Source organism: Kribbella sp. NBC_00889, from assembly GCF_045207705.1.
Taxonomy (GTDB): domain Bacteria; phylum Actinomycetota; class Actinomycetes; order Propionibacteriales; family Kribbellaceae; genus Kribbella.
Genome location: NZ_CP108783.1, coordinates 6,546,879 through 6,562,308 on the forward strand (window position 1 = coordinate 6,546,879; position 15,430 = coordinate 6,562,308).

Annotated in this window: 13 protein-coding genes; 7 read left to right on the forward strand and 6 right to left on the reverse strand. The window is 67.9% G+C overall.

Annotated elements, in window-relative coordinates:
- Positions 1-23: 23 nt before the first annotated feature.
- The 4 genes from OG817_RS31995 (at position 24) to OG817_RS32010 (ending at position 4,449) form a co-directional block, all read left to right on the forward strand.
- Complete coding sequence (locus OG817_RS31995; RefSeq protein WP_406048390.1) at positions 24-1,034, forward strand: Bug family tripartite tricarboxylate transporter substrate binding protein; 1,011 nt, start codon at positions 24-26, stop codon at positions 1,032-1,034.
- Positions 1,031-1,543 (forward strand): tripartite tricarboxylate transporter TctB family protein, encoded by a 513-nt coding sequence (locus OG817_RS32000; protein ID WP_406048391.1) that lies wholly within the window; start codon positions 1,031-1,033, stop codon positions 1,541-1,543. Before OG817_RS31995 ends, OG817_RS32000 begins: the two co-directional genes overlap by 4 nt.
- On the forward strand, positions 1,543-3,045 hold the full coding sequence (locus OG817_RS32005) for a tripartite tricarboxylate transporter permease (RefSeq protein ID WP_406048393.1): 1,503 nt from the start codon (positions 1,543-1,545) through the stop codon (positions 3,043-3,045). The genes OG817_RS32000 and OG817_RS32005 overlap by 1 nt, the downstream gene beginning before the upstream one ends.
- Positions 3,046-3,123: 78 nt before the next feature.
- Positions 3,124-4,449: an MFS transporter gene (locus tag OG817_RS32010; protein WP_406048394.1), complete on the forward strand. Its 1,326-nt coding sequence runs from the start codon at positions 3,124-3,126 to the stop codon at positions 4,447-4,449.
- On the opposite strand, the gene OG817_RS32015 is transcribed toward OG817_RS32010, so the two are convergent.
- Positions 4,450-5,043, reverse strand: coding sequence for a TetR/AcrR family transcriptional regulator (locus tag OG817_RS32015; protein WP_406048395.1), 594 nt, complete (start codon positions 5,041-5,043; stop codon positions 4,450-4,452). It lies immediately after the preceding gene.
- A gap of 109 nt (positions 5,044-5,152) precedes the next feature.
- Here OG817_RS32015 and OG817_RS32020 point away from each other — a divergent pair, with 109 nt between their 5' ends.
- The gene (locus OG817_RS32020) at positions 5,153-5,776 is read left to right on the forward strand and encodes a VC0807 family protein (RefSeq protein WP_406048397.1); all 624 of its coding nucleotides are present in this window, start codon (positions 5,153-5,155) and stop codon (positions 5,774-5,776) included.
- Positions 5,777-5,975: 199 nt separating this feature from the next.
- Here OG817_RS32020 and OG817_RS32025 read toward each other — a convergent pair whose 3' ends face one another.
- On the reverse strand, positions 5,976-6,152 hold the full coding sequence (locus OG817_RS32025) for a hypothetical protein (protein ID WP_406048399.1): 177 nt from the start codon (positions 6,150-6,152) through the stop codon (positions 5,976-5,978).
- Between the two features lie 421 nt (positions 6,153-6,573).
- Here OG817_RS32025 and OG817_RS32030 point away from each other — a divergent pair, with 421 nt between their 5' ends.
- Positions 6,574-7,758 carry a winged helix-turn-helix domain-containing protein gene (locus OG817_RS32030; protein WP_406048400.1) on the forward strand — a complete coding sequence of 395 codons (1,185 nt, stop codon included), beginning with the start codon at positions 6,574-6,576 and terminating at the stop codon, positions 7,756-7,758.
- 69 nt (positions 7,759-7,827) lie between these two features.
- On the opposite strand, the gene OG817_RS32035 is transcribed toward OG817_RS32030, so the two are convergent.
- Genes OG817_RS32035 through OG817_RS32050 form a run of 4 tightly spaced genes read right to left on the reverse strand, consistent with a single transcriptional unit; the run spans position 7,828 to position 14,190 of the window.
- Positions 7,828-9,072: an MFS transporter gene (locus OG817_RS32035; protein ID WP_406048401.1), complete on the reverse strand. Its 1,245-nt coding sequence runs from the start codon at positions 9,070-9,072 to the stop codon at positions 7,828-7,830.
- Positions 9,069-10,427: a GH1 family beta-glucosidase gene (locus tag OG817_RS32040; RefSeq protein ID WP_406048402.1), complete on the reverse strand. Its 1,359-nt coding sequence runs from the start codon at positions 10,425-10,427 to the stop codon at positions 9,069-9,071. Before OG817_RS32040 ends, OG817_RS32035 begins: the two co-directional genes overlap by 4 nt.
- Positions 10,417-11,010, reverse strand: a complete 594-nt coding sequence (locus tag OG817_RS32045) for a YbjQ family protein (protein ID WP_406048404.1) — start codon at positions 11,008-11,010, stop codon at positions 10,417-10,419. The genes OG817_RS32040 and OG817_RS32045 overlap by 11 nt, the downstream gene beginning before the upstream one ends.
- Positions 11,011-11,037: 27 nt before the next feature.
- Positions 11,038-14,190 (reverse strand): penicillin acylase family protein, encoded by a 3,153-nt coding sequence (locus OG817_RS32050; RefSeq protein ID WP_406048406.1) that lies wholly within the window; start codon positions 14,188-14,190, stop codon positions 11,038-11,040.
- Positions 14,191-14,306: 116 nt separating this feature from the next.
- Here OG817_RS32050 and OG817_RS32055 point away from each other — a divergent pair, with 116 nt between their 5' ends.
- Positions 14,307-15,395, forward strand: a complete 1,089-nt coding sequence (locus tag OG817_RS32055) for an aminotransferase class V-fold PLP-dependent enzyme (protein WP_406048407.1) — start codon at positions 14,307-14,309, stop codon at positions 15,393-15,395.
- The last annotated feature ends 35 nt before the right edge of the window (positions 15,396-15,430 follow it).

Consider the following 15,430-nt stretch of genomic DNA (forward strand, 5'->3'; position numbering starts at 1 on the left):
TTGGACGTGAAAGGACTCCGCCGATGAGGTCTCCCCGGTTACTGGTACCGACCGCGGCAGCGATGCTCGCCCTGTTCACTGCGACCGCCTGCGGCGCGACCGCGGACAAGGAGGACACCACCGATGCCGGCAACGGCAAACCGGCCACCGGTCTGCGCCTGATGGTGCCGAACACGGCCGGCGGCGGGTACGACACCACCGCCCGGGTGGCGGCGAAGGTGATGGACGACGCCAAGATCGCCACCGGCGTCCAGGTCTTCAACCTGCCCGGCGCCGGCGGCACGGTCGGCCTGCAGCGGACCGTGAACGAGAAGGGCAACGGCAAGCTCGCGATGCAGATGGGTCTCGGCGTGGTCGGGGCGACGTACACCTCGAAGTCGAAGGCGACGCTGACCCAGACCACCCCGCTGGCCAAGCTGATCGAGGAGGCCGGCGCGATCGTCGTACCGAAGGACTCGCCGTACAAGTCGATCGGGGACCTGGTCACCGCGTGGAAGGCGAATCCGAAGGGTCTCGCGGTCGGCGGCGGCTCGTCCCCCGGTGGCCCCGACCACCTGCTGCCGATGCAGCTCGCGCAGACCGTCGGGATCGACCCGAAGGACGTCAACTTCGTCTCGTACGACGGCGGCGGCGAACTGCTGCCGGCTCTGCTGGGCAACAAGATCGCGTTCGGCGCCAGCGGATTCGGTGAGTTCCTCGATCAGGTCGAGAGCGGCCAGGTCCGTGTCCTCGCGGTGACGAGTGAGCAGCCGATCGAGGCGCTGAAGGACGTGCCGACGTTGAAGTCGTCCGGCATCGACCTGGTCTTCACCAACTGGCGTGGGATCGTGGCACCGCCGGGGATCAGTGCCGAGGACAAGCAGATCTGGGTCGACGCGCTGACCAAGATGCACGACTCCCCCGAGTGGAAGGCCGAGCTGACCAAGCGCGGCTGGACCGACGCCTTCGTCACCGGTGACGCGTTCGCCACCTTCCTGACCGACCAGGACAAGGCGGTCGCGGACATCCTCACCAAGCTGGGGCTGGCAGCATGATCACCGCCGAGCCTCCTGTAGAGACTCGGCAGGATCGGGCGCAGTACGCCGTGTGTGGGTTCCTGGCTGTCGTCGGTGTTCTGGTGATCATCGACGCGGCCCGGCTCCGGCACATTGCCAACAGCAACGACCCGATCGGGCCCAAGCCGGTCCCGATCGTGCTCGGCGTACTGCTCCTGGTGGTCGCCGCCCTGTACGCCGTCGACGTCGCGCGCGGCGGCACCGGAGCGGCCGAGGAGGGCGAGGATGTCGACCCGACGTCGCCGATCGACTGGCGGACGGTGCTGCTGCTGGTCGGCGCGTTCGTGGTCAACCTCGTGCTGATCGAGCCGCTGGGCTGGGTGATCAGTGGCGGGCTGCTGTTCTGGGGCTCGGCGTTCGCGCTGGGCAGCCGGCACCACCTTCGCAACCTGGTCATCGCCGGCGGGTTGTCGCTGGCAACGTTCTACGCGTTCGCGATCGGCCTCGGTGTGAACCTGCCGGCCGGCGTACTGCAAGGGATCCTGTGATGGACAACCTGAACAATCTGCTGACCGGGTTCGGCGATGTGCTGACGCCGATGAACCTGCTGCTCGCGCTGCTGGGAGTGACGGTCGGGACCGCTGTCGGCGTACTGCCCGGCATCGGTCCGGCAATGACGGTCGCACTGCTGCTGCCGATCACCTACGGCCTCGAGCCGGTCCAGGCGTTCATCATGTTCGCCGGCATCTTCTACGGCGGCATGTACGGCGGTTCGACCACGAGCATCCTGCTGAACACCCCCGGCGAGTCGTCCTCGGTGGTGACGGCGATCGAAGGCAACAAGATGGCCCGGGCCGGACGCGCGGCACAAGCGCTCGCGACCGCGGCGATCGGGTCGTTCGTGGCCGGCACCATCGGTACGGCGCTGCTGGTCCTGGTCGCACCGCAGGTGGTGAAGTTCGCGATCAGCCTGGGCGCGCCGGACTACCTGGCGATCATGCTGCTCGCGTTCGCCGGCGCCACCTCGGTGCTCGGCTCGTCCCGGATCCGCGGGATCGCCGCGTTGCTGCTCGGCCTGGTGATCGGGCTGGTCGGCATCGACAAGGTGACCGGTCAGGAGCGGCTGACCTTCGGCCTGCCGCAGCTTGCCGACGGCATCGATGTCGTTGTCGTTGCCGTTGGCATCTTCGCGGTCGGCGAAGCGCTCTGGGTGGCCGCGCACCTGCGCCGGAACCCGGGCACGGTGATCCCGGTCGGACGGCCGTGGATGGGTCGCTCGGACTGGCGTCGTTCGTGGAAGCCTTGGCTGCGCGGGACGGCGTACGGGTTCCCGATCGGTGCGCTGCCGGCCGGTGGGGCGGAGATCCCGACGTTCCTGTCGTACGCGACGGAGAAGAAGTTGTCCAAGCACCCGGAGGAGTTCGGGCACGGTGCGATCGAGGGCGTGGCAGGGCCCGAGGCTGCCAACAACGCGTCGGCCGCGGGGACGCTGGTCCCGATGCTGGCTCTTGGGCTCCCGACCAACGCGACGGCCGCGGTGATGCTGGCGGCGTTCACGTCGTACGGGATCCAGCCCGGTCCGTTGCTGTTCCAGCGGGAGTCGTCGCTGGTGTGGGCGTTGATCGCGAGCCTGTTCATCGGCAACCTGATGCTGCTCCTGCTCAACCTCCCGCTGGCGCCGGCCTGGGCCAAGCTCCTGCAGATCCCGCGGCCCTATCTGTACGCCGGGATCATCTTCTTCGCCTCGATGGGCGCGTACGCCGTGAACGCGCAACCGCTCGACCTGCTGCTCCTGCTGTTGCTGGGCCTGCTCGGCTTCACCATGCGCCGCTTCGGCCTCCCGGTCCTGCCGCTGATCATCGGCGTCATCCTCGGCCCGATCGCCGAACGCCAGGCCCGGATGTCCCTCCAACTGTCCAACGGCGACCCCTCCGGCCTCATCGGCGGCCCCGTCTCCTACGTCATCTACGCGGTCATCCTCATCCTCCTCACCTGGCCCCTCGCCGCCAGGCTCCGCTCCGGCAGGCCGCAGTCGGTCACAACTTCTTGATCGGGGCGTGTCAATTTCTCGTCGGGGACTTCGACGTACAGGTGAGAACACGAACTCACCGAGGCGAAGGGCGATCCGATGAGCGCGACAGGGACTGCGGCGAAGTCCAGGACATTCCGGCGGCTGCTGGCGAACACGCTGGTGGCGAACGTGACGACCACCTTCCTGTCGTTCGCCCTGGCGTTCTGGGTCTACCTGGAGACCAAGTCCGTGCTGGCCGCGTCCATCGTGTCCGGCGTGTCGATGCTGATCGGCGCCATCTCCGGCACGATCTTCGGCGCAGTCGTCGACACCCACCGCAAGAAGACGGCGATGGCGCTGTCGAGTGCCATCACCGGAGTCGCGTTCGCGACAGCCGGCGCCGTGTACGTCGTCGCCGGCGAGCGGACCAGCAACTGGCACGGACCGTGGTTCTGGGCGTTCACCGGACTGATCCTCGTCGGCAGTATCGCCGGCCAACTCCGCAGCATCGCCCTCTCGACGACCGTGACACTCCTGGTTCCCGCGGACCGCCGGGACAAGGCGAACGGCCTGGTCGGGACGGTCAACGGCGTGGCCCACCTGCTGACCAGCATCCTCAGCGGACTCTCCGTCGGCCTGCTCGGCATGGGTGGAACCGTCGCCATCGCCGTCGTGTTCACCGCCGTCGTCCTGGTCGACCTGCTGGTCTCGATCCACATCGACGAGCCGCGGCCCGAGGGGCACTACCAGGCGCGCTTCGATCTCCGCGCCACCTGGCAGACGCTACGCGACGTACCCGGCCTGCTCCCGCTGGTGCTGTTCAGCAGCTTCAACAACCTCGTCATGGGCGTGTTCATGGCGCTGATGGACCCGTACGGCCTGAACCTGTTCTCGGTGGAGTCCTGGGGCGTCGTACTCGGCATCACGAGCATCGGCTTCATCGCCGGCGGTGCACTGGTCGCCCGCTTCGGCCTGGGCCGTCAGCCGCTGCGGGTCCTGCTGGTGGCGAACGTCGCCATCGCGATCATCGGCATGGGTACGGCGGTCCGCGAGTGGCAGTCGCTGCTGGTCCTGGGGATGTTCGGGTTCATGCTGGTGATCCCGATCGCCGAGGCGGCCGAGCAGACGATCCTCCAGCGGCTGGTCCCGTTCCAGCAGCAGGGCCGGGTGTTCGGCGTCGCGCAGAGCATCGAGACCGCGTCCACCCCGATCGCCGCATTCATCATCGGCCCGGCCGCGCAGTTCCTGCTGATCCCCTACATGGAGTCGGCGCCGGGTCGGTCCACCTTCGGCTGGCTGCTGGGCGACGGTCAGGCCCGCGGCATGGCCCTGGCCTTCGTGGTCGCGAGCCTGCTGATGCTGATCGTCGTACTGCTGGCCTTCCTCAGCACCGCCTACCAGCGCCTCAACCTCCGGTACGCCGCCGAGCCCGTGCCGGCCTAGTCAGCCGTGCGAGCGCAGGAGCGGCAGGTACACCTGGTCGACGATCTCGACCAGGACCGCGTTCGGGACCGACGTCGCGCCGTTCAACGAGTACTCGTTCCGCAGCAGGTCGACCGCGACCGTGGCGACTCTGGGGGTGAGCGCGGAGGGGGCGACCTCGCCGCGGCTCACCGCCCGGGCCAGGACCGTCAGCCAGACGGCGACGCCGGCGCGCGAGGCCTGCTCGCGGAGGTCGCGCATCCGCTCGGGCTCGCCCTGGATGCCCGCCACCAGCTCCCGCAGGATCTGCCCCACCGGCGTTGACATCCGGTCGTTGGCCCGCTGGAGGAGCGCCAGCGCGTCCGAGCGGACCGAGCCGGTGTCCGGCGCAACCTCGGGGTCGGTCGGCAACATCCGCAGATAGGCGGCGACGCAGAGCGCCCCACGGCTCGGCCAGCGCCGGTAGATGACGTTCTTCGCGGTCCCGGCGCGGGCGGCGACGCCGTCCATGGTCAGGCTGCGGAACCCGACTGCGTGCAACTCCTCGATCGTCGCCTGCAGGATCGCCTCGTCCAGCGCCGCGCCCCGGCGGCGGGTCGTCCTTGCGCTTGTCACCCAACCTCCCCTGAGAGATACCCAGGGTATCCCATGACATTCGGCACGCTCGCGCTCATTTCTCCCAACTTAAGCTACTAGCAGTATCTTACTCGGGAGGGAGATGACGATGCAGAAGAAGGCAGTCCTGATCGGGTTGCTGTGGGACCTCGGCCTGCCGGCCGCGGTCTTCTACGGAGCCCGCGCGCTGGGGTACGACGTACTCCCGGCCTTGGTGGCCGGTGGAGTGGCGGCTGTGATCCGCGTCGGCTTCGTGGCCGTCGTACGGCGACGGCTCGACGGGCTCGCAGCCCTGGTGGGTGGCACGTTCGCGGTGCTGGTGATCGTGTCGCTGCTGACCGGGGATCCGCGGATCCTGCTGGCGAAGGAGTCGGTCCTGTCCGGTGCGGCCGGTCTGCTCCTGGTCGGTTCGTGCCTGCTCGGCAAGCCGTTGGTCTACACGCTGGGGCGGAAGTTCAACACCGGCAAGCCGGAAGTGCTCGCGCAGTGGGACGAGCGGTGGCGGACCGAGCCGGCGTTCCGCGGGCACTTCATGAAGCTGACCGCGGTGTTCGGCGGTGTACTGCTGGCCGACGCGATCGTCCGGTTGGTGCTCATCTACTCGCTGCCGGTCGACCTGATGGCGAACCTGTCGCCGGTGCTGCATGGCGCGGCACTGGCGGTCCTGGTCGGCTTGGCGCTGTGGTACCGGAGCCGTCGGCAACGAGCGATGGAGCAGGCGAATGCGCGGTAAGGGGATCAACTACGACACCGGCGCCCAGTTGGCCGGTGGGTGCACCCGGCAGACGTTCGACTCCGCGACGGTACGGCGTGAGCTGGAGGTCATCGCGGATGAGTTGCACTGCACCGCCGTACGGATCTCCGGCAGCGATCCGGATCGGATGGCGATAGCGGGCGAGCATGCGGCTGCGGTTGGGCTCGAGGTGTGGCTGTCACCGTTCCCTTGCGATCTGACCACCGAGCAGATGCTGCCGCTGTTCGCCGAGTGCGCGGAGCGGGCCGAGAAGATCCGCCAGTCCGGGGCCGAGGTGGTCCTCATCGTCGGCGGCGAGCTGAGCTTCTCGCCTGGCTTCCTGCCCGGTGACGATCTCTTCGAGCGCACCGCGCACCTGACCGATGCCGGTCCTGACCTGCCGTGGTTACTCGGAAGTGTAGGACCTGGACATGGCGTCGTACGGCGTCATCCGCCTGAATCCCGACCACACCTGGTCTCGCAAAGCTGTCTTCCACACCCTCAGCACCACCTACTCCACGATGGGAGGAAGATCCTGCGAGTAGGCGACAGACGGGGAATGTGCAGATGGACAGGTAGTGCACCTGCGAGACGCCGTACACGCACCGCAGGCGCCGCTCAGGTGCACTACCACCCGCCCAGTACCTCCTGTCGATCCGTACGCCGCCGGATAGGTTCAGGGCATGGGTCGGCGGGTTGTTGGGGATGCGGTGGCGGTTGATGCTGCGCGGCGGATTGCGTTGGGGGCGCAGGGGTTTGCGGGGCGGCGGTCTTCTGGGCGGGGCGACGTACGGCAGGTGCGGAAGGCTGTTGGGCGGGCCGGGGTGCTGCAGGTCGACTCGGTGAATGTGTTGTGCCGGTCGCATTATCTGCCGGTGTTCGCACGCGCCGGGGACTACGCGCGCACGACGCTCGATCGGATGAGCTGGGGTGAGCCGCGGGAGCTGTTCGAGTACTTCTGGGGACACAAGGCGGCGCTACTGCCGTTGAGCGACTACCCGTTGCTGAAGTACCGGATGCGGGCGGCGGAGCGGCAGGTCTGGGACGCCAAGCTCGACCCGGACGTGACCGCGCCGTGGTCCGTGGTCGTCGGGATGCAGCGGTTGACCGCCGAGCGGCCTGGGTTCGTCGACGAAGTACTCGCACGGGTGACCGACCAAGGCCCGATCTCCGCCGGCGAGGCGAGCCCGGACGGCGTACGCCGGAAGCGATCCGAGCCGGACCCCGATCCGAGCACCGGCCGGATGTGGAACTGGCAGGACGCGAAGATCGCCATCGAGTACCTGTTCTGCACGGGCCGCGTGGCGATCGCCGGGCGGCGGAACTTCGAGCGCCTCTACGACCTGACCGAACGCGTCCTGCCCGCCGACGTCCTCGCCAGCCCCGCGCTGGACCCCGCCGACGCCCGCCGGGAACTGGTCCGGATCGCCGCCCGCGGCCTAGGTATCGCCACCACCCGCGACCTCTGCGGCGCCGGCACCGGCCACTACCCGTTGCCCACAGCAACCGCCCGCGAGGTCATCGGCGAGCTCGTCGACTCAGGCGAACTGATCCCCGTCCAGGTCGAAGGAATCACCCAACAGAGCTACCGCTGGCACGAGTCCACCGACCGCCCCGTCGACGCCCGCGCCCTCCTCTCGCCCTTCGACCCCCTGATCTGGAACCGCGACCGCACCCACCACCTGTTCGACTTCTTCTACCGCATCAGCATCTACACCCCCGCCCCCCAACGCATCCACGGCTACTACGTCCTCCCCTTCCTCCTAGGCGACCGCCTGGTGGCCCGAGTAGACCTGAAATCCGACCGCCCCACCTCCACCCTCGTGGTCCCCACCCTCACCCCAGAACCCAACGCTCCAGACTTCACCGAGGCCCTGGCAGACGAGGTCCGCCTCTTGGCCCACTGGCTCGACCTGCAGCACATCCAGGTGACCGCGAACTCCCCAGCCGCCGTACCGCTCACCCAAGCCCTCAGCAGTTGAGGGTGGATGGCGGCTTTTATCACCGCTGGCGGGTTGATAGGCGCCATCGGCGAAACAACCCGCCAGCGGTCAACTGACGGACTTCACCTTGGTGACCAGTACGCCGGCCAGGACGGTGACGAACGAGGCCAGGAGGTAGAGGACCGGGTAGCCGCCCAGGTGTTTGACGATGGGAGCGGCGATGGCCGGGGCGAGGACCTGGGGGAGGGAGTTGGCGATGTTGATGACGCCTAGGTCCTTGGCGCGGTCGCGGGCGTTGGGGAGTACTTCGGTGAGCAGCGCGAAGTCGACCGAGAGGTAGACGCCGAAGCCGGCACCCAGGACCACAGCACCGAGGATCGCGCCGGGCCAGGTCGGCCAGACGGCGAGGATGACGCCCGCCACCGCCATCACCACACCGGACCACGTCACGAAGATCTTGCGGCGGGCGGTCCGATCGGACCAACGTCCGAAGCTGATCGCCGTGGTGAGGACGCAGACGCTGTAGATCGCGGTCAGGATCAGTACGCCGGTGTCCGCGTCCGAGATCCCCACCTCGTCCTGCAGGTAGTAGAAGAGATACAACGTGCCCAGCGCGTTCCCGACGTTGAACAGGAACCGCGTCAACCACGCCCAGCCGAAATCCGGATACCGACGAGGGCTGATCCAGAACCCCCGCAGGAACTCCCCCACCACCAACGGCGAACGCTGCCGCAACCGCACATCGCCACTGCGCAACAGATAAGGCACAACCGACAGAAACAGAAAGACGGCACAAGCCACATACCCCAGCGCGAACCCACCGAACGCGGCCGCCAGCGCAGTACCGACCAGCGCCCCGAGCACCTGTGAGATCGCGACCCACCCACCAACGACCCCACGCTGCGCGACCGGGACCCGATCCGGCACGGTCGCAGTGATGGCCGCAAGCAACGCATTCCCGAACAGCTGCACCAGGCACCACCCGAGCAGCATCAACCCAACAGCCCGCGAGTCCGCCAAGATCAGCAACCCGGCAACCCCACCGACAGCCCCGGTCAGCACCCACGGCACCCGCCGCCCATGCCGCGACATCGTCCGGTCGGAAATCGCCCCGAACGCCGGATTGGCCACCACCGACACCGCAGCCCCGACGCCGGTCACCAACCCGAACACGAACTCCTTGTTGCCCGGAGCAACCGCCTCGGACTGCTGAGCCAGCAGCACCTGGATCGGCCCGAGCCACGCGGCGAACACTCCCACGTTCGCCAGTACGACGGCCGATGTCCACCCGGCCCGGACCCGCACGGTCGGCTCCGCCAGCGCGGCGGGCACGACCCCGGGCTCGGGAATCATCCGCGGCCGATCACGTCACGGAACCAGTGGTACGACGCCTTGGGCGTCCGCGCCAGCGTCTCGAAGTCGACGTGCACCAACCCGAACCGCTGCGAGTACCCGGCAGCCCACTCGAAGTTGTCCAGCAACGACCACTGGAAGTACCCACGAACGTCGATCCCGTCGTCGATCGCCTCCTTCAACGCCCGCAGATACCCGTCGAGGTAGTCGATCCGCCGCTGATCGCCCACCACCCCGTCGACCGGTTCGTCGTTGATCGCGCACCCGTTCTCGGTGATGTAGAGGGGCGGCAGCCGATCGCCGTACCGGTCCTTGAAGGTCCGCAGGATCTCGCCGAACGCCGCCGGAACCACCGGCCACCCGAAGTCCGTGGTCGGGTACCCGGTCAGCTGCCGCGGCTCGAACGGCAACCCGGGCGGCAGCTGGATCCCATCGGTCGCCGCCGTATCCGCGTGCCCGGTCGCGGCGCCAACAGATACCGGCGAATAGTGATTGATCCCGAACCAGTCCAACGGCGTCGAGATGACCACCAAGTCATCGGCAACCGGCCCTGGCATCGCCGCCTCGAACCCAGCAGGGTAGGTCCCGAGCAGCACAGGATCGGCGAAGAGCCAGTTGATCAGATTGTCGTAGAGGCCGGCCGCCTCCTTGTCCTCGACGCTGTCGCTGGCCGACCACGTCGGAGCGTGGTTGCTGGCGATCCCGATGTACGACGCGCCGCCCGCCCGCAACGCCTGTACGGCGCGACCATGCGCGAGCAACTGGTGATGCGCGACCGGGAGTGCGTCGAAGAGCAGTTGCTTCCCGGGCGCGTGCGCACCGAGGGAGTAGCCCATCAACGTGAGCACCATCGGCTCGTTGATCGTGATCCACATCGGCACCCGGTCCGCGAACCGCTCCGCCAGCAGCAACGCGTACTCCGCGAAGCGATCACAGATGTCGCGAGACAGCCACCCACCCGCATCCTCGAGCGGCTGCGGCGTGTCCCAGTGGAAGAGCGTCGGTGCCGGCTGGATCCCCGCCCCCAGGAGCGTATCGATCAGCCGCTCGTAGAAGTCCATCCCGCTGGCCATGGCCGGTCCGCTCCCCGACGGCTGGATTCGCGACCAGGAGAACGAGAACCGATAGGTGTCCACCCCGAGTTCCCGCATCAGCGCAACGTCCTCGGCGTACCGGTGGTAGTGGTCGCAGGCGACCGCGCCGGTGTCGCCGTTCAGGATCCGGCCCGGCTCCGCGCAGAAGGTGTCCCAGGTGGAGGGGCCGCGGCCGCCCTCGGCCACGGCTCCCTCGATCTGGTACGCCGATGTCGAGACCCCCCAGCGGAAGCCGGGTCCGAAAGACAGGTCAGCTGTCACTCGCATCATCCTCATCGGGTGTGGTGTCCTGCGGCCGCGGCGGCTCGTCCTGGCGCACGATGACCGCCGTACCGTAGGCGGCGACCTCGCTCATCGTGTTCGCGATCTCGTTGCAGTCGAACCGCATCGCGAGGATCGCGTTGGCGCCCATCTGCTGCGCCATCTGGCACATCCGCATCACCGCGACATGCCGCGACTCGGCCAGCATCTGGGTGTACTCCGGCACCTCGCCACCACCGAGCGACCGGAAGCCGGCGGCGAAGTTCGACCCGAAGTCGCGGCTGCGCACGGTCAGCCCGAAGACCTCGCCGAACACCTTGTCCGCGGTGTATCCGGGCAGGTCGTTCATGGTCGAGACGAGCACCGGGTACGGCGATCCCTGCGGCGCGACGTGCGGCGCGTTCTGCTGAGCCGGCTGGTAGTTGCCAGGAGCCTGTCCGTACCCGGGCTGCTGCCCGTAGCCCTGCGGCGGCGGACCCTGCTGATATCCCTGCTGCTGCGGCGGGGCGTACCCGGGCGGCGGACCCTGCTGGTAGCCCTGCTGCGGCGGGTAGGGCTGGTTCGGAGGAAAGTTCTGGTTCATGCCCTCATCCTGACAGGCCTGGAGTCGTCATTGCCTGAAGATCTGAAGCTCGTAAAGCGAGTACCCGTACGACGTCCCGCGCCGTGTCCCGGTCACTCGCACATACCGCGCAGGAACCGCCCCGAACCGAACCACGTCCTCCCCGCCGTCACCGGTCGTCGTCGCATATACCTGCTGCCAGGTCGTCCCATCCCGCGACACCTCGATCCGGTACGCCTTCCCGTACGCCGCCTCCCACCGCAGCACCACCCGCCCGACCTGCTGCTCGTTGCCGAGGTCAACCTTCAGCCACTGCGGATCGGACCAGTTGCTCGCCCAGCGCGTGGTCAGCTTCCCGTCGACCGCCTGCGCCGGAGGCGAGTTGAACAACCCGGACTCGTGACTGCTGGCGGATGCCGTCTTCCCCAGCGCCAGGTTGCTGACGTCGTCACCCCGCCGCGCCGGGAACTCGACCACCTGCTGGTACGTCGGCCTGTTCACCCAGGCAATGCGGTCCTGGGTGATGCCGCCCATCGGGTTGTGCGCGATCTGATCGGCACAGAACTGGTCACCCGCCGAGCAGTCCGCAGTGGCCGGATAGGTCGTGGCGGCCGGGACCTTCGTTGCTGCCAGCAAAGAGTCCGCCAACACCTGGCGGCAGGCAGCGAGCAATCCGCCACCGCAGAACGTGACCGGCTGCGACGTCTGGACCGGATCGCCGAGCACCTTGCGCAGGTCGCGCTGCACGAAGCCCCACCATCCGCTCTGGAACGCGGATCCCTGCGCACTCGGTCGCTCGTCGATCTTCAGGTTCGCGACCAGAGCGCCGTACAGGTCGGGGCCGAGGTCCTTGAACTCCGCCGGGACCAGCAGCGGCCACCACGCGTCCAGGATCCGGATCGCGTCGGCGTGGTCGTAGGTCTTCGACGAGGCATTGGGCGTCTTGCGGTGACTGCCGGCCGCCTCCCACGCCGTGAGCTTGGCGACCGCTTCGGCGACCGCCGGATCCGTGATCGGCGCGCTCTTCAGGACCCGGATCAGGTACGGCAGCACCTGGTCGCCGCGGAGGTCGACGGTGGCCGCGTCCTCCATCGCCTCGACCAGCTTGCCGCGGGTGAACTTCTGCCCGTTGTCGATGACGGCCTTGATCCGGTCGTCGAGCGGCTGGCTCCGATAGACGGAGTTGTACCCGAACTGCCCGTCCGATGCGGAGAACCCGGGCGCCTGCTTGTTGTTCCAGCTGGTCAGGTAGTCCTGGTTGACCACCTGCGGGTGCTGCGCGGCCGGGGTGTAGGTCGCCCGGTTGGTGGCCGGATTCCAGCCCTGCCACTCGTACGAGCTCCACGTCGGCAGGTTCGGATCGCCGCCGGCCGCGCGGACCGGGTTGTCACCGGAGTTGAAGTACGCGATCGACGACTTGTCGGTGTAGAACCAGTTGAACGTGTAGCCGATGTTGCTCGCGGCATTCTGGAAGTCGGCCGCCGAATGGATCCGGTCCGGGTCGTTCAGCTGCATGAACCCGAGCGCGGAGCCGGCCTCGTTGCCGTACGTCGACCGGTTCTTGGTGAACACGACCGGCCGTCCGCCGACCGTGCCGCGGTGCGTGACGATGCCGAACTTGGTGCGCAGGGCAACCAGCGTGTACGACCCGGCCGGTTCGGACGAGCCGAGGCTGGAGTACCACTCGTTGTGCCGCTCGAGCCGTTCGATCGGTTGGCACTGGCCGCGGAACTCGTAGTACTGCGAGTCCTTCGTCGGCGTCCCGCCACCCGGCTCACACAGCGGTACGGCGAACGTGTCGGTGATGTCCTGTCCCGCGGAAGTAGCGCTCCAGGAGTAGTCCGGGCCGCGACCGATCAGCGTGTAGAAGTTCAAGCCGGCGAACGCGATGCCGCGTGAGCTGACCCCCGGTCCCTGCAGCTCTTGACGCATGAGCAGTTGCGGAGCGAAGTACCCGGTCTGTGGACCGTAGACCGCGACCGGATTCCCGCTCTCGGTGTGTGCTCCGGAGACAAGCAGAGCGTTCGACATTTCCTTCTTGCCAAAGCCTTCGGGGAACATGCCACCGTCGAAGATTCCGCGCAGTCCCTCCGAACCCGCGGGTGCCGGTTTCGCCGCCTTGCCCGAAGCGACGGTCTGGTTGATCACCTCGGGCTCGGGCGTGACCGAGCCGCGGTCCGGCACAGCGCGACCGGCCGGGTTCGGACCCGTCTCGCCGTACGGGAAGGTCGTCCCGTTGTGCACTGTCGTACTGGCTTCCGGGTCGTTCTGCGAGCGGAACGACTCCCAGACCTTGGTGCCTTCGGCAACGCCGTACTTCGCCTGGGCCTCGAGCAAAGCCAACGCGGAGTTGACTTCCTGGCCGCCGCCGGTGCCGAAGATGCCCGCCACAACGGCCGCGGTGGCGACCACGTCGGTCACCTTCCACGGCTGAATCGGCCACTCGAGGCCGAGCGCGACATACTCACCGGGGTAGGCGATTCCGACGGTGTTCATGTAGTTGTTCACCCCGTCGACCCAGGCCTGGATGTCCTGCTGCATCTTCACGCCATCGGCGCCGTACAGTTCGTCGGCGTCGTCGTACTGCCGCTGCAGATCCGCTTCCGTGTACGGCGCGGTCCGCCAGAACTCCTGCTCGAACGCGCGATTCGCCGCCGCGCCACCCGCGAACGGGGTGAGCTGACCGCGGCCGAGATGCCGGAACACGTCCATCACGAACAGCCGGTCCTGCGCGCCGGCGTACCCGGAGCCGAACATCACGCCCTGGCGGGTGGTGCCGGTGATGTGCGGGATGCCGCGCGACTTGTCCCGCACGATCGTGACGTCCGAACGCGGGTGGATCGTGCTCGCCACGTCGGTCGGCTGCACCCCGAACGAGGCGTCGTCGTAGTACGGCGCAAGGCCGTCGTCGGTCATGCCTTGCGAGTTCCAGACCAGGTCCTGGTACGGCTTCAGCGAATCGCTGAAGTGTGGCGGACGGACGCCTAATCCCTTGAAAAGAAGGAGATCCGTGAAGGTGGCGTTGCCGTTCTGACCGGGTGGAAGGATGTCGCGACATTGCCCGACGCAATAGTCGGTGGGTGTGGCGGCCGCTGCTTCGGGCTTGGCCTGACTCGGCGACGGCAGGGCAGCCAGCACGGCGGTGACGGCGACTGCTGCGGTGATCGTACGAAGGTGGGTTCGGCGTGCGGGGCGGGGCACAAGAAGCCTCCTCTGCTCAGTAAAACTGAGAATGACTCACCAGTAGGTTTCGGGTCAAGATCTTGCGCTCGGGGTCTCGCCAATTGCTGTGCGTGACCACTAGGCTCAGCCGCACCATGAGCATCCATGACCGGTATCGGTTGAGTGTGGTGATCAACGCCAAGGGGACGTACACCCCGCTGGGGGTGTCGCGCAGTTCCGATGGGGTGGCGGCGGCCGTCGCACAGGCACTTCCTGAATTCTTCGTGATGGACGAGCTCGGCGATCGGGCCAGCGAGGCCATCGCGCAGTTCACCGGTGCGCAGGCCGGTGCCGTCGTGCACTGCACCGCGGCCGGCATCACGCTCTCGGTCGCGGCCACGATGACCGGCGGCGACCCGCGCCGGATCGCAGCGTTGCCTGACACAACGGATCTGCACCACCGCGTCGTGCTGCCCGCCTGTCACGTCGTCAACTACGGTCACACCAACCTGCAGGGCATCCGGCTGGCCGGTGCGCACGTGGACCTCGCCGGGGACGAAACCCGTTGTGCCATTGGGGATCTGGAGGAAGAGCTCGACGGACCTGATGTCGCCTGCCTGTTCCTCGTCTCGTCCCGGCTGACCGAAGGCGAGCCGATCGATCTGGTCGCCGCGGTACGTGCCGCGCATCGTCGCGGCGTACCCGCGATCATTGACGGCGCCGCGCAGTTCCCGCGGATCGCGGACCTGTTGTCCACCGGTGCGGACCTGGTCCTGGTGAGCGGGCAGAAGTACCTCGGCTCGCCCACGGCCGGGCTGGTCGCCGGGACCTGGTCGCTCGTCCAGGCCGTACGCGCCCAGGAGCGAGGCATCGGCCGGGGGATGAAGCCGACCAAGGAGGCCGTCATCGGTGTCCTGGCCGCACTCGAGGAGTGGCAGGCGTTCGACCGGATGAAGTGGGAGGCGGACGAGCTGGCGAAGGTGGTCGCGTTCGCCGATGCCGCCGGCAAGATTCCCGGAGTGGTGGCCGAGGTCGTGCCGGATCCGACCGGCCTGCAGGTGTCGCGAGCCCTGCTCAAGGTCCCGGACGCCAAGCGCCTGGCGACCGAACTCGAGGCCGGGTCACCGTCGATCTACGTGATGACCGATCGTGTCGACACCAATGAGCTGATGCTCGAGCTCGTCCCGCTGGACGACACCGAGATCGCCGCCGTACTGGCCCGGCTCTGGGCGATCCTGACATAGCAAAGGCCCTGATCCCCTGGGATCAGGGAATCAGG

Coding starts and splice junctions, on each gene's coding strand:
- OG817_RS31995 (WP_406048390.1), top strand. CDS start 24: ATGAGGTCTCCCCGGTTACTGGTACCGACCGCGGCAGCGATGCTCGCC.
- OG817_RS32005 (WP_406048393.1), top strand. CDS start 1,543: ATGGACAACCTGAACAATCTGCTGACCGGGTTCGGCGATGTGCTGACG.
- OG817_RS32000 (WP_406048391.1), top strand. CDS start 1,031: ATGATCACCGCCGAGCCTCCTGTAGAGACTCGGCAGGATCGGGCGCAG.
- OG817_RS32045 (WP_406048404.1), bottom strand. CDS start 11,010: ATGAACCAGAACTTTCCTCCGAACCAGCCCTACCCGCCGCAGCAGGGC.
- OG817_RS32010 (WP_406048394.1), top strand. CDS start 3,124: ATGAGCGCGACAGGGACTGCGGCGAAGTCCAGGACATTCCGGCGGCTG.
- OG817_RS32035 (WP_406048401.1), bottom strand. CDS start 9,072: ATGATTCCCGAGCCCGGGGTCGTGCCCGCCGCGCTGGCGGAGCCGACC.
- OG817_RS32055 (WP_406048407.1), top strand. CDS start 14,307: ATGAGCATCCATGACCGGTATCGGTTGAGTGTGGTGATCAACGCCAAG.
- OG817_RS32020 (WP_406048397.1), top strand. CDS start 5,153: ATGCAGAAGAAGGCAGTCCTGATCGGGTTGCTGTGGGACCTCGGCCTG.